This is a genomic window from Agrobacterium sp. 22-223-1, assembly GCF_053522385.1.
The window spans coordinates 1,818,550-1,831,922 of record NZ_JBNWCN010000001.1 but is presented as its reverse complement, the minus strand read 5'-3'; the positions used below and the strand labels follow the sequence as shown (position 1 = coordinate 1,831,922).

Genomic DNA, 13,373 nt, shown 5'->3' with positions numbered 1-13,373 from the left:
TTTTCCGCTTGCCGGGATGTGTGAAAAGCGCCATCCCGCACTTACATGGGTATAAGCTCCGCCCCGCTTAACGGCGCGGTGACATTGCCCGAAGATGGATAAGGCGGCTTTCCGCCTTGATACGTTGACAAGCCACCGGACCTTGGCTCCGGCGAGATTGGAGAACGACATGGCAGCGGTTCAGGAAACGATCGATCAGGTCCGCCAGATCGATGTGGACCAGTATAAATATGGCTTCGAAACCAATATCGAAGTCGACAAGGCCCCGAAGGGCCTTTCGGAAGAGGTGATCCGTTTCATCTCGGCCAAGAAGCAGGAGCCGGAATGGATGCTGGAATGGCGTCTTGAGGCTTACAAGCGCTGGCTGACGATGGAAGAGCCGACATGGGCACGCGTCAGCTACCCCAAGATCGACTTCAACGATCTCTATTATTACGCGGCGCCGAAAAGCACGCCCGGCCCGAAGTCGCTCGATGAAGTCGATCCGGAGCTTCTGAAGGTCTATGAGAAGCTCGGCATTCCGCTGAAGGAACAGGAAATCCTCGCCGGCGTCGAAAAGCGCCCGGTCGCCGTGGATGCCGTGTTCGACAGCGTCTCGGTCGTCACCACCTTCAAGGCGGAACTGGCGAAAGCCGGCGTCATCTTCATGTCGATTTCGGAAGCCGTGCGCGAGCATCCGGAACTGGTGAAGAAATATCTCGGCTCTGTCGTTCCGACGACGGACAATTTCTACGCGACGCTGAACTCGGCCGTCTTCACCGACGGTTCCTTCGTCTTCGTGCCGAAGGGCGTGCGGTGCCCGATGGAGCTTTCCACCTATTTCCGCATCAACGAGAAGAACACCGGCCAGTTCGAGCGCACGCTGATCATCGCCGAAGAGGGTGCCTACGTCTCCTATCTGGAAGGCTGCACCGCACCGCAGCGCGACGAGAACCAGCTTCACGCCGCCGTGGTCGAACTGGTGGCGCTCGACGATGCCGAAATCAAATATTCCACCGTCCAGAACTGGTATCCGGGCGACAAGGAAGGCAAGGGCGGCATCTACAACTTCGTGACCAAGCGTGGCGATTGCCGCGGCGACCGTTCGAAGATTTCGTGGACGCAGGTGGAAACCGGCTCGGCCATCACCTGGAAATACCCGTCCTGCATCCTGCGCGGCGATGACAGCCGTGGCGAGTTCTATTCGATCGCGGTCTCCAATGGCCATCAGCAGATCGATAGCGGCACCAAGATGATCCATCTCGGCAAGAACACGTCGAGCCGCATCATCGCAAAGGGCATCGCCGCCGGCTTTTCGGAAAACGTCTATCGCGGCCAGGTTTCGGCCCACCGCAAGGCGACCAACACGCGTAACTTCACGCAGTGCGACTCGCTCCTGATCGGCGACAAGTGCGGCGCGCATACCGTGCCCTATATCGAGGCGAAGAACTCGTCCGCGCATTTCGAGCACGAGGCGACGACGTCGAAGATTTCCGAAGACCAGCTGTTCTATTGCCTGCAGCGCGGCATTCCCGAAGAAGCGGCGATCGCGCTGATCGTCAACGGCTTCGTCAAGGAAGTCATTCAGGAACTGCCGATGGAGTTTGCCGTGGAAGCGCAGAAGCTGATCGGCATTTCGCTGGAAGGGTCCGTGGGTTAACTCTTGCTCGACGTCATCCTCGGGCTTGTCCCGAGGATCTGCTACGTGGGATGCGGCGATGAGCGGTTTCGTCTACATGATGTACGAAAAGCCGCGAGGTGTGATCTACACCGGTGTCACCAGCGACCTGCCGGGAAGGATATATGAACATCGTACCGCGTCGCAGAAGGGTTATACCGAGAAATACAGGGCAAAGAACCTCGTCTGGTTCGAAACCCATCCAAATATCGTGCTGGCTATCCAGCGGGAGAAATCGTTGAAGCGTTACGTGCGCGAATGGAAAATTCGGTTGATAGAAGAACTAAATCCAACCTGGATGGACCTTTACGAGCGCATCAACGAAATCGACAACGCCTATCGGCCGCACGAAAATACGCGGAAGTGGGGCGACTACAATTAACGGATTAGATCCTCGGGACAAGCCCGAGGATGACGGATGTGAGAATTGAGAGCGACCCGCAAACAGGGTCTTCGAGGCGGTCCTTGAAACCGCACCATGAACAGGAACCATACCATGCTTGAAATCATCGACCTGCACGCAAAGATCGCCGATACCGAAACCGAAATCATCAAGGGTCTCAACCTGAAGGTTGCCGCTGGTGAAGTCGCTGCCATCATGGGCCCGAACGGTTCCGGCAAGTCGACGCTGTCCTACATCCTGTCGGGCCGCGAAGATTATGAAGTTACCTCCGGTGACATTCTTTACAACGGCGAGAGCATTCTGGAACTGGACGCCGCCGAGCGTGCGGCCAAGGGTATTTTCCTTGCCTTCCAGTACCCGGTCGAAATTCCCGGCGTCGCCACCATGCAGTTTCTGAAGGTTGCGATGAACGAGCAGCGCAAGGCGCGCGGCGAGTCCGAGCTGACGACGCCGGACTTCATCCGCCGTGTCAAGGAAGCGGCCGGCGATCTGAAGATCGACATGGAAATGCTGAAGCGTCCGCTGAACGTCGGCTTCTCCGGCGGTGAGAAGAAGCGCGCTGAAATCCTGCAGATGGCGCTCTTGGAGCCGAAGCTCTGCGTTCTCGACGAAACCGATAGCGGCCTCGACATCGACGCGCTGAAGATCGTGGCTGACGGCGTTAACGCGCTGAAGTCGCCGGATCGCGCCACTGTCGTCATCACCCACTATCAGCGCCTGCTTGATTACATTGTGCCTGACAGCGTTCACGTTCTCTACAAGGGCAAGATCATCCGCTCGGGTGACAAGGCGCTGGCGCTGGAACTGGAAAACAACGGTTACGCCGACATCATCGGTGAAGCGGCCTAAGTCGGGCCAGGAGGTGATGTCCATGAACATTCAAGCTACCAACCGGCTGACGCCAGCGGAAACCGCGCTGGTCGACGCTTACACCGCCAAGTTCAGCGAATTGCCGGGCGACGGCGCTGTTGTTGCCGCGCGTGACGTGCTGTTCGACGATCTGAAGACCGGCGGTCTTCCGACCCGCCGCATCGAGGCGTGGCACTATACCGATCTGAAAAGCCTGCTGCGCGCCGTTCCGGAAGACCGGCCCGCGCCTGTTATCGAGAAGTTGGCGCCGACGGTTGCCGGCTCGCTGGTTGCCTATCTGCAGCATGGCACGGCCGATATCGGCAAGATTGAGGATGTCCGTGTTTCGCGCTTTGCCGAAAGCCTGCTCGATGGTTCCGCTGCCGCTGGCCTCGCTGAAGCCAGCAAGGATGACGCGATTGGCCGCATCAATGGCAGCTTCGTGCGCGACGGTCTGGTGCTCGAGATCCCGGCCGATGCCGAGATCGAGAAGCCGATCGAATTGCAGGCGGTCCATGGCGCAGGCCAGGTTCACAGCCGCTTCCCGGTCCGCTTCGGCAAGGGTTCCAAGGCAACCGTCATCGAGCGTCACCTTTCGGTGACTTCGGATGCGGCTTTCGTTTCCTCCGTCAGCGACATCGTGGTCGAGGATGGCGCGGAAGTGACCTGGATCATCCTGCAGCAACAGGGCGCTGCCGATATCCATCTTGGCCAGCTGCGCATGAAAATCGGCGCGGACGCCAAGATTCGCCTGTTCATTGTCAATGCCGGCGGCAAGCTGGTGCGTCAGGAACTGCGCATCGATGTGGAAGGCGAGGGCACTGACCTCATCGTTCGCGGCGTCAACCTCCTTGGTGGCGAAACCCATACCGACGTGACGATGGTTCTCGGCCACAACGTGCCGAATACGACCTCGACGGAAGTATTCCGCAACGTGGTGTTCGACCGCGCAAAGGGCATTTTCCAGGGCATGATCCGGGTGGCGCCCGATGCCCAGAAGACCGATGCGAAGATGGCGTGCAATACGCTGCTGATGTCCGACGATGGCGAGTTCTCGGCAAAGCCGGAACTGGAAATCTTTGCTGACGATGTTCAGTGCGGCCATGGCGCGACGGTTGCCGATATCAGCGACAATCATCTCTATTACCTGATGGCGCGCGGCGTGCCGCGGGCCAAGGCGCGGGCGATGCTCGTCAACGCCTTCGTTGCCGAGATCGTCGAGGAACTGGAAGAAGAAAATCTGGTAGAGGCGCTGGAGACGATCATCTCCGGCTGGCTGGAACATCATGCCTGAGAGCGAACGCGCCGCATTGGCGGCCCCTTATGACATCGAAGCCGTGCGGAAGGATTTTCCGATCCTGTCGCGCGAGGTCTATGGCAAGCCGCTGGTCTATCTCGACAACGGCGCGTCCGCTCAAAAACCGCAGGTGGTGATCGACGCCGTTTCGCATGCCTATGCCAATGAGTATGCGAATGTGCATCGCGGCCTGCATTTCCTCTCCAACGCCGCAACCGACGCCTATGAGGCGGCGCGCGAAAAGGTGCGCCGTTTCCTGAACGCCGGTTCGGTGGACGAAATCGTCTTCACCAAATCCTCAACGGAAGCGATCAATACGGTCGCTTACGGTTATGGCATGCCGAAGATCGGCGAGGGCGACGAGATCGTCATTTCGATCATGGAGCATCATTCCAATATCGTGCCGTGGCACTTCATCCGCGAGCGGCAGGGTGCGAAGCTCGTCTGGGTGCCTGTGGATGATGACGGGGCGTTTCATATCGAGGCTTTCGAAAAGAGCCTGACGGAGCGCACCAAGCTCGTTGCCATCACCCATATGTCGAATGCGCTCGGCACCATCGTGCCGGTCAAGGAAATTTGCCGCATTGCGCATGAGCGCGGCATTCCGGTGTTGGTCGACGGTTCGCAGGGCGCGGTTCACATGCCGGTCGATGTGCGCGATATCGATTGCGACTGGTATGTGATGACCGGCCACAAGCTTTACGGCCCCTCGGGCATCGGCGTGCTCTATGGCAAGGCGGATCGCCTGCGCGAGATGCGGCCGTTCCAGGGCGGCGGCGAGATGATCCTCGACGTTTCCGAAGACAATGTCACCTACAACGAGCCGCCGCACCGTTTCGAAGCCGGCACGCCGCCTATCGTGCAGGCGATCGGCCTCGGTTACGCGCTTGACTACATGGACAATCTCGGCCGGGCGGCGATTGCCGCGCATGAGGCCGATCTTGCGGCTTACGCCGCCGAGCGTCTGCGAGAGATCAATTCGCTGCGCATCATCGGCAATGCGCCTGACAAGGGCGGCATCTTCTCCTTCGAGCTTGAGGGCATTCACGCCCATGATGTCTCGATGGTGATCGACCGGCGCGGCGTTGCGGTACGTGCGGGCACCCATTGCGCCATGCCGCTCTTGAAACGCTTTGGCGTTACCTCCACATGCCGGGCATCGTTCGGCCTTTACAATACCCGCGCCGAAGTAGACTCTCTTGTTGAGGCGCTGGAATATGCGCGCAAATTTTTCGCCTGATGTCGGGATTTGAGAGATCAGGATTGAGGTTTAAGACCATGACTGCCGAAGCCACTGCAAAGACCCAGGATGCGACCGAAGCTCAGGAAAAGGTGTCCACCATTCCGCCGGATGAGCTGGCACGCCTCAGCGACGATGTGATTGCGGCGCTGAAGACCGTCTACGATCCGGAAATTCCGGCCGATATCTTCGAACTCGGTCTCGTTTACAAGATCGACATCGAAGACGACCGGATGGTCAAGATTGTCATGACGCTGACGGCGCCCGGTTGCCCGGTGGCCGGTGAAATGCCGGGCTGGGTGGAAAATGCTGTTGGCGCCGTCGAGGGTGTTTCCGGTGTCGTGGTCGAAATGACCTTCGATCCGCCATGGACGCCGGATCGCATGTCGGAAGAGGCACAGGTTGCCGTCGGCTGGTATTGACGTGATTTTGACGGGTGTCATCTCTTGATGACACTCTCAGGCGCTATTAGATTGAAATCCATAAGCATCGAGCCTTGAACTCGATTGTCGAAGGAGAATTAAGCCCATGGGCTTTGCGATCATGACCATGACCGGGGCTGCTGCCTCGCGCGTTAAAGCAATCGTCGAAAATTCCGGACCGGATGCCAGGGGCGTGCGCGTCGGCATCAAGAAGGGCGGCTGCGCGGGCATGGAATATACCATCGACCTCGTGACCGAACCGGATGCGAAGGACGATCTGGTTGAATTCGAAGGGGCAAAGGTGTGGGTTCAGCCTTCCGCCGTGCTTTATCTGCTCGGCACCCAGATGGATTTCGAAGTGACCAAGATGCGCTCCGGTTTCACCTTCAACAATCCGAACCAGACATCCGCCTGCGGCTGCGGTGAATCGGTTGAGCTGAAGCCGGCCGATCTGGCGGCGCTGGCGAAGCAGCGTGAGGCTGAAGCTAGCGTTTGATTGGTTACGCTATCTCTGCGATGGAGAGACAGACCTTTCTTATGCACACAGCGTTCTTACAAACGCGACGTCATCCTCGGGCTTGACCCGAGGATCCATCCCCGTCAAATCCCTTGAGACGTTTGTAGATCCTCGGGTCAAACCCGAGAATGACGGATGAGAGGTTTCAGATTCTTTTTCCGCAGACTGCGCCCCGCGCAAATCAGCTTTCGAAGGATTATGACTGCTGTTTCAGCGTATCGATAAAATCCGCCAGCGGATGAATTGATGGCGTCGTTATCAACAGCGGTTCGAGAGCCGCCGCGATCATTGCGCAATCCTCCTCGGCAAGCGGCCTAAGGCTTGAGCTGACTTTGTTATAGTCGGGCGTCCCGCGTGACGCGAGGGAGCGATTGATCACAAACAGCTCCGTCTGTCCGTCAATCCGTTCGACGAAGAGGGCGAGCGAACCACCGTCTGCGGCAGCGGCGCTGTCCGATACCGATTTGAACATCCAAACTCCATCCGGTAAACTTGAGGGCGAGCCTATCCGATTGACGCCCTGACGCAAGATCAGCAAGGATATCGGATATTCTGCGAGGTTTGGCGGTAGGTGCGGAACCGCCTGCCGACCATGCTGGAAGGCGTTTCGGACCGCTGGCAGGATTGATCGTGGGGAGTGAACCGGGATGGACATCAGTAGCGCCTCGATTGATATCTGGACGATAGGGCTGATCGTCGCCAGCGTCGTGGCTGGCCTGACGCTGATTGCCGGTATTGTTTGCCTTGCGTTTTATTGGGAGGAGATAAAGGGATCTGGGGCATCCAGGGGTGACGCGTTGAATAGTCCCGCGCTCGAACGGACCGAGGGTGGAGACTGGCCGACAGTGCATGGTGACGGGAGTGGGGGAGCCCATCATTGAACAGGCAGACGATTTGATGCAGCCGGAACCCGACGATATTGCGAATGCGAAAGCCGCGGTGCGAGAGGCATTTGCGGGTGTTACCCTGGGTGGCGGCGTCGGCCTCTCCGAGGCGCAGGCGCTTGATGATTATGCGAGCAATGAGGTTCGCGCCGCATGTCGTGCTGGCGATGAGAAGAATGATTGGGCGGTAATCCCGCTGAAGGACCTCAACAGACATTCCGGCAGCCCCGCCTTCCTTGATGCTGAAGGAATGCGATTTCATCTGCCCGCCTATATGATCGCCGATCTCGATGGCGACTACAGGCACGAATTCGCACCCTATTTGTGCGGATGCCAGGAGACGTTTTCCTTACTGACCCCTTTGCAACGGAATGCCGTGGAAATGTATCTCCGCGCCATCAGTGAGAAGGAGAACCTGCCGTCCTGTCAGGACGACATAGAGCGCGCGCTCGAAGAGTGGGTGGATAGTGCACGCTTCCTGGTGAGCGATTAAAAGCGGATCGGGTCAATCCCCGGGAAGAGGTTGTTACATAAAGCCGGTTGCGGTTTGAACGCCGGCTTTCATTCATGCCGCAAGGCTTCTATCGGGCTCAGGCTCGCCGCCCGCCGTGCCGGGAAGTAGCCGAAAATCACCCCGATGGCCGCCGAAAAGGCGAAGGCGAGGAAGATGATCGACGGGCTGGTGACGAAGGGCACGTTGAGATACCCGACGACAGCATAAGCGAGGCCGAGGCCGGTGAGGATGCCGACAAGGCCGCCGAAGGCCGACAGCATGACGGCTTCCACCAGAAACTGCGTCAGCACCTGTTTTTCCAGTGCGCCGATGGCAAGGCGAATGCCGATCTCGCGGGTGCGTTCCGTCACCGAAACCAGCATGATGTTCATGATACCGATACCGCCGACCAGAAGGCTGACGGCCGCGACCGCACCGAGAAGCCCGGTCAGCAGCGTCGTCGTGCCGGTCATGGCCGAGGCGATCTGCGTCATGTCGTTGACGGTGAAATCATCCTCACGGCCGATGCCGATGCGGCGGCGCTCGCGCAGCAGGTTCTGCAGGTCGCTCTGCACCTTGGCAGTCGATACGCCGTCCTGCGCAGAGACCATGATCGAGGAAATGGTGGTGGTGCCGCCGATGCGCCGCTGATGGATTTTCAGCGGCATGATGACCGTGTCATCCTGGTCGTCGCCGAGGCCGGACTGGCCTTTCCTGCCCAGCACACCGATGACGGGGCAGGAGATGTTGCTGACGCGGATCGTCTGCCCCACCGGGTTTTCCGCACCGAAGAGTTCCTGCCGCACCGTCTCGCCGACGATGCAGCCGATCTGGCCGCCGCGATCTTCGGCGGGCTGGAAATCGCGGCCGAGCGCGATGGTCCAGTCCTGCGCGATCAGATAGTCGTTGGTGGTGCCGATGACGCTTGTCTGGTGGTTCTTGCCGCCGAAAATGACGGTTGCGGCGGAGCTGCGGTTCTGCGGAGCGACGGCGCGGATGCCTGATATCTGGTTGCGGATGGCCTCGACATCGCGGTCATCGAAGCGCTTGGCTTCGGTGCTGGCCCTTCCGGGGCCGAACTGGCCGGGGCGCACGAAGAGCATGTTGGTGCCGAGCCGCGACAGTTCCGATTTCACCTGTTCGGTCGTGCCGTTGCCGATGGTGACCATGGCGATGACAGCGGCCACGCCGATGACGACGCCGAGCACGGTGAGGAAGGAGCGCAGGAGGTTGCGGCTGATGGCGCGCAGCGCAAGACGCGACGTTTCAAAGAACATCCGATGTCTCCTGTTCGTCCGCGGCGCTGTCGGAGGCGAGGTGGCCATCGACGAAACGCAGGAGGCGTCCGGCATGGGCGGCGATATCTTCTTCATGGGTGACCATGACGACCGTGATGCCTCTGTCGCGGTTGAGCGCGGTAATCAATTCCATGATTTCGATGCTGGTCTTCGTATCGAGATTGCCGGTCGGCTCGTCGGCCAGAAGCAAAGCGGGGCGGGTGACGATGGCACGGGCAATAGCCACGCGCTGCTGCTGGCCGCCGGAAAGCTCCTGCGTGGTGTGGTCCTCGCGGCCTTTCAGGCCCACCTGCGCCAGCGCCTCCATGGCGCGCGCGCGCCGCTCCGAGGCCTTCATACCGCGATAGATCAGCGGCAGCTCGACATTTTCCACCGCCGAGGTACGCGAGAGAAGGTTGAAGCCCTGAAACACGAAGCCCAGCATGTGCCGGCGCAGCAGCGTCAGATGTTCGTTGTCGAAGCCGCTGGTCGGCACGCCCTGGAACAGATATTCGCCTGATGTCGGCACATCCAGACAGCCGATGATATTCATCGAGGTGGATTTGCCGGAGCCGGACGGCCCCATGATGGCGACGAATTCCTTCTCATGAATGGAGAGGCTGACGCCATCGAGCGCGCGGATGGTCGCTTCGCCGCGGCCATATTGCTTGACGACATCGCGGAATTCGATGAGCGGCGGCTGTTGCATGGGCTTGTCCTCCGTCAGCCGGCGTTGCGGGCCGTTGCGTCGGTAATCACCTGATCGTCGGCTTTCAACTCGCCCGATTTTACCACGGTATGCTGGCCGTCGGTGGAACCGGTTTCGATAGCGACGGAGACTGGCGCGTTGTTGCGCAACACCCAGACCGTCCTTTTGCCGGCCGCAGCCGCCTGGCCGGCATCGCGGTTCTGCGAGCGGCCCATGCGCGGCGGGCGGAACAGGCTCATCAACCCGCCGCCACGGGAGGCGGATTCGCGCGGGGGCGTATAACGAAGCGCGGAATTCGGCACCAGCAGCGTATCCTTGATCTCTTCGACGATGATATTGGCGGTCGCCGTCATGCCGGGGCGCAGCAGCAGTTCCTCATTATCGACGGTCAATATGCCCTTGTAGGTCACGACGTTGGATACGGTTTCGGAGGCGAAGCGCACGGTCTCGATCTCGGCCGGAAAGCTGCGGTCGGGATAGGCATCGACGTTAAAATTGGCCTTCTGACCGGTCTCGACCTTACCGACATCGGCCTCATCCACCGAGACCTGCAATTCCATGTGGCGCAGATCGCCGGCGATGGTGAAGAGAACAGGGGCATTGAGCGAGGAGGCGACGGTGGCGCCGGGATCGACGCTGCGGGTGAGGATGACGCCATCGATGGGCGAGACGATCTTGGCCTTGCCGAGATTGACCTCGGCGAGCCTCAGATCCGCTTCCGCCGAAAGCACGGTCGCCTCGTTGACTTCGAGCGTCGCGGCAGCCGCATCATGGGTGAACTGCGCGGCGTCCAGATCCTGCTGGCTGGAGACCCGGTTCTGCACCAGCGATTTCAGGCGCTCCATGGAGGTTTTGGCCGAGCCGAGATCGGCGTGCGCCTTCAGCACATTGGCCTTGGCGGAGGCAAGCTTGGCGCGGGCGCTTTGCACGTCGGCTTCGAGCTTGTTGGTATCCAGCTCCGCCAATACGTCTCCGGCCTTGACCGGGCTATTATAGGTGACGTTGACCTTGCGCACGGTGCCGGACAGTTCGCTCGATATATCGACCTGATCCGTCGGCTGAACCGAGCCGGTGGAGGTGACGATGACCGAGAGATCGCCCTGACGCGCCGCTTCTGTGGTATAGCTATAGGCGACACCTGCCGCGCGTGACTGATAATAATAACCGAGGCCCCCGCCAATCAGCACAAGGGCTGCTGCGGCATAAAGATACCGACGCGACTTTTTCTTGCGGCCGTTTCTGTTCGTTCCCAGAATCTCGCGCAGATCGGGCTGGCTGTTGTCGGTATCGCGGCCACTCTTATTGGCGTCATTCATTCTCGTCACCCGCAAAGTTCAAAATACCACAGAGGGTTGTCGCCGCTCTCCGGTTTGTCCGTCCATCTGTCGCCGCTGTATTCCTCTGATTGTGGGAAGTGACATAGCTTGCCCCAAGGGTGAAGTGAAAACTTGGTAATATTTATGATAGTTCTGGTCTGCTAGAGATAAATCCGGGAAGATCGATGCCATAAACGCGGCTGAGCTTTCAGCAGCGATAGTCAGGACGAAGATAGAATGAACGACAATGTGGTGAAGTTCCGCAAACCGGTGCCGCCGAAAAAACCACGCGAACCGCTGGGGCCGAAAGCGAAGAAGGCTCTGACGATTGCGGCTGTCATTGCGTTTTTCGTGGCGGTGTGGGGGTATTTCACGTTGATGGGGCAGGGGTAAGGTAAAGGGGCTGGCGCTGGCGTTCTTGCTTGGGGGAGGGTGGACGGCGCAAGTATGCAAATTGGCTAAAGCGTGTGGCCGCCGTCGCTGATTCTGATGATGGCTATTGGCCCATTGCGGACATGGAAACATGTCTGTACCGTCAAGTTATTATGAGCAGCCTGTGTTATCAAATCCTCCCTAATCACGAAGACAACACTTACGAAGTGAGGTTTACCGTTGATGGCACGGACTGGATTGGAAAAGATCACCTGGGTCTCGATCCCTCCGACCTTATTCGCCAGCTCACCGAAGGGCACGAAGGTCATCTCACCATAGGCCGCTGCGGGTGCGGTTGCATGGGATGCGATGATCTGAATGTCGACGTAAAGAGGACGTCGACGTCGGTGGAGTGGTCATCTCACAACCGGACAACTGTAGTTTTCGAAGCGGAACATTATGACCATCAGGTCTGCCTTCTGATCAAGGATTATACTTGGGAACCTCTAAACAGGACCGTCGAGCGTCACCTTGATGCGATGTTTTCAGGCAAAGTGACGGACGATGGCTATAAGTACGATTGGGCCTCCACAAGGATTAAGCCCGGTGTTGTCAACATGAGCGTTACGAAAGATTCTCAGCAGAGACTTTTGGAGTTCTCGTGGGATGGAGACACAATCGAAAGCGCACTAGCGCGTGGCAGGCAGTTGTTGCAGGAGCGCTTCGACGGCTGACTTTCAATGGCCGCTGTCGGCGTAATACTGTCCAATCGACTTGCCGTCGCCGCTGTAAAAGCGTTTGCCAACGGGATCATACCCAATACCTTATCAACAAGGCCAAGAGAGTGGATCGAATGAAAGCTTTAGCGACAGTGTGTTTTTTCCAATCACCCTCTTGATCGGCGGTGTGGTCGCGTTTTTCTCTTTCTCTACGTGACTGGCCACGATCTGAACGAGCGACCTCTGACCCTTGTTGAATAGGTTGTCGGCGGTAGCTGATCGGACCGGGTTTCGGTTATCTCGTGAAATGGAGAAAGATGAAGAATAGCAGAGATGCCAACGTAGACCGATCGCGCGCTGCTATCAGACCCAACCATTCTTCATTGACAAAAGGGAAGGTGGCGACCCCTGCAGGACTCGAACCTGCGACCTACTGCTTAGAAGGCAGTTGCTCTATCCAGTTGAGCTAAGGGGCCGTCATGCCGGGCAATCGATACTCCGGCAATAACTTTGATCGTCGTGTTTCAGTGCGTCCAGGGCTGGGTGCGGTTGAAACGGAAATTGTCGGTGTAGGAAACCACCTTGCGGGTCGCTTCCTTCGGCTGGATGACGCGATATTCGATGTCCTTGCGCTGGGCATAGGCTTCGGCCTGTTCCTGCGTCTCGAATGTCAGCTTGAGCTGCTGCTTCATGTCGGAACTGGAGGTGTAGCCCATGATCGGATCGATCTTGCGCGGAACCTCGGCGTCGAATTCCAGAACCCAGACATTGGTTTTCGCCTTGCCGGATTGCATGGCGGTTTTTGCAGGGCGGTAAATCTTCGCAGACATGTCGAAACTGCTCCGGTTGGACAGCGGGGCGAAACGCCCCGAATTATTCATCACGTACCTGAATAGAATAACCAAATCGTGTCAGGAACGTTGAATTTGAAATGGACTGACTTCAGGTGAGAGTCAAGACGATTATCCCCTTGCCGTCCGATCGTGCGCTGCCGTTTCGAGATTACGTTTTGCTCATCGGGGCCGTGGCTGAACAAAGATGAATTTCCCTGTTGCGGACTGCGGGTGAACCGTGTATTCCCCAGCCATCGCCTCGGCGGAGTGTAGCGCAGTCTGGTAGCGCATCTGGTTTGGGACCAGAGGGTCGGGAGTTCGAATCTCTCCACTCCGACCATTTCATCTATTTGAAATGATTAGAACCCCTTGCATAGCAAGGCTT

General features: G+C 58.5%; 15 protein-coding genes and 2 tRNA genes. 11 read left to right on the top strand and 6 right to left on the bottom strand.

Annotation, left to right across the window (positions count from 1 at the left end):
- The first annotated feature begins 169 nt into the window (after positions 1-169).
- The 7 genes from sufB (at position 170) to sufA (ending at position 6,364) form a co-directional block, all read left to right on the top strand.
- On the top strand, positions 170-1,639 hold the full coding sequence (gene sufB / locus ACQZ60_RS09080) for a Fe-S cluster assembly protein SufB (RefSeq protein WP_448735113.1): 1,470 nt from the start codon (positions 170-172) through the stop codon (positions 1,637-1,639).
- 58 nt (positions 1,640-1,697) lie between these two features.
- Entirely contained in the window at positions 1,698-2,039 is a 342-nt protein-coding gene (locus tag ACQZ60_RS09075) for a GIY-YIG nuclease family protein (protein ID WP_448735112.1), read from the top strand.
- Between the two features lie 114 nt (positions 2,040-2,153).
- Positions 2,154-2,909: a Fe-S cluster assembly ATPase SufC gene (sufC, locus tag ACQZ60_RS09070; RefSeq protein WP_003522658.1), complete on the top strand. Its 756-nt coding sequence runs from the start codon at positions 2,154-2,156 to the stop codon at positions 2,907-2,909.
- A gap of 22 nt (positions 2,910-2,931) precedes the next feature.
- On the top strand, positions 2,932-4,203 hold the full coding sequence (sufD, locus tag ACQZ60_RS09065) for a Fe-S cluster assembly protein SufD (RefSeq protein WP_448735111.1): 1,272 nt from the start codon (positions 2,932-2,934) through the stop codon (positions 4,201-4,203).
- Positions 4,196-5,446 (top strand): cysteine desulfurase, encoded by a 1,251-nt coding sequence (locus tag ACQZ60_RS09060; RefSeq protein ID WP_425672459.1) that lies wholly within the window; start codon positions 4,196-4,198, stop codon positions 5,444-5,446. The genes sufD and ACQZ60_RS09060 overlap by 8 nt, the downstream gene beginning before the upstream one ends.
- Positions 5,447-5,484: 38 nt before the next feature.
- Entirely contained in the window at positions 5,485-5,868 is a 384-nt protein-coding gene (locus ACQZ60_RS09055) for an SUF system Fe-S cluster assembly protein (RefSeq protein ID WP_003522655.1), read from the top strand.
- Between the two features lie 106 nt (positions 5,869-5,974).
- A complete protein-coding gene (gene sufA / locus ACQZ60_RS09050; protein WP_059760334.1) occupies positions 5,975-6,364 on the top strand; it encodes a Fe-S cluster assembly scaffold SufA in 390 nt (129 codons plus the stop codon).
- A gap of 217 nt (positions 6,365-6,581) precedes the next feature.
- Here the strand turns inward: sufA and ACQZ60_RS09045 are convergent, their stop codons facing one another.
- Positions 6,582-6,857: a hypothetical protein gene (locus ACQZ60_RS09045; protein WP_448735110.1), complete on the bottom strand. Its 276-nt coding sequence runs from the start codon at positions 6,855-6,857 to the stop codon at positions 6,582-6,584.
- 377 nt (positions 6,858-7,234) lie between these two features.
- Here ACQZ60_RS09045 and ACQZ60_RS09040 point away from each other — a divergent pair, with 377 nt between their 5' ends.
- Positions 7,235-7,762: a DUF6714 family protein gene (locus tag ACQZ60_RS09040; protein ID WP_448735109.1), complete on the top strand. Its 528-nt coding sequence runs from the start codon at positions 7,235-7,237 to the stop codon at positions 7,760-7,762.
- Positions 7,763-7,830: 68 nt separating this feature from the next.
- On the opposite strand, the gene ACQZ60_RS09035 is transcribed toward ACQZ60_RS09040, so the two are convergent.
- From ACQZ60_RS09035 to ACQZ60_RS09025, 3 genes are read right to left on the bottom strand one after another with little or no spacing between them, the layout of a single operon-like run.
- Positions 7,831-9,039, bottom strand: coding sequence for an ABC transporter permease (locus tag ACQZ60_RS09035; protein ID WP_448735108.1), 1,209 nt, complete (start codon positions 9,037-9,039; stop codon positions 7,831-7,833).
- The gene (locus tag ACQZ60_RS09030) at positions 9,029-9,748 is read right to left on the bottom strand and encodes an ABC transporter ATP-binding protein (protein WP_448735107.1); all 720 of its coding nucleotides are present in this window, start codon (positions 9,746-9,748) and stop codon (positions 9,029-9,031) included. Before ACQZ60_RS09030 ends, ACQZ60_RS09035 begins: the two co-directional genes overlap by 11 nt.
- Positions 9,749-9,762: 14 nt before the next feature.
- Positions 9,763-11,064, bottom strand: a complete 1,302-nt coding sequence (locus ACQZ60_RS09025; protein ID WP_448735106.1) for an efflux RND transporter periplasmic adaptor subunit — start codon at positions 11,062-11,064, stop codon at positions 9,763-9,765.
- 237 nt (positions 11,065-11,301) lie between these two features.
- On the opposite strand from ACQZ60_RS09025, the gene ACQZ60_RS09020 reads away from it, so the two are divergent.
- Both ACQZ60_RS09020 and ACQZ60_RS09015 read left to right on the top strand, forming a co-directional pair.
- On the top strand, positions 11,302-11,457 hold the full coding sequence (locus tag ACQZ60_RS09020) for a hypothetical protein (RefSeq protein WP_080707327.1): 156 nt from the start codon (positions 11,302-11,304) through the stop codon (positions 11,455-11,457).
- A gap of 74 nt (positions 11,458-11,531) precedes the next feature.
- Entirely contained in the window at positions 11,532-12,170 is a 639-nt protein-coding gene (locus tag ACQZ60_RS09015; RefSeq protein WP_448735105.1) for a hypothetical protein, read from the top strand.
- Between the two features lie 384 nt (positions 12,171-12,554).
- Here ACQZ60_RS09015 and ACQZ60_RS09010 read toward each other — a convergent pair.
- Both ACQZ60_RS09010 and ACQZ60_RS09005 read right to left on the bottom strand, forming a co-directional pair.
- Positions 12,555-12,631: transfer RNA gene (locus ACQZ60_RS09010), tRNA-Arg, on the bottom strand.
- Positions 12,632-12,679: 48 nt separating this feature from the next.
- Positions 12,680-12,985 carry an ETC complex I subunit gene (locus ACQZ60_RS09005; RefSeq protein WP_035262963.1) on the bottom strand — a complete coding sequence of 102 codons (306 nt, stop codon included), beginning with the start codon at positions 12,983-12,985 and terminating at the stop codon, positions 12,680-12,682.
- A gap of 266 nt (positions 12,986-13,251) precedes the next feature.
- Here ACQZ60_RS09005 and ACQZ60_RS09000 point away from each other — a divergent pair.
- Positions 13,252-13,328: transfer RNA gene (locus tag ACQZ60_RS09000), tRNA-Pro, on the top strand.
- Positions 13,329-13,373: the final 45 nt, after the last annotated feature.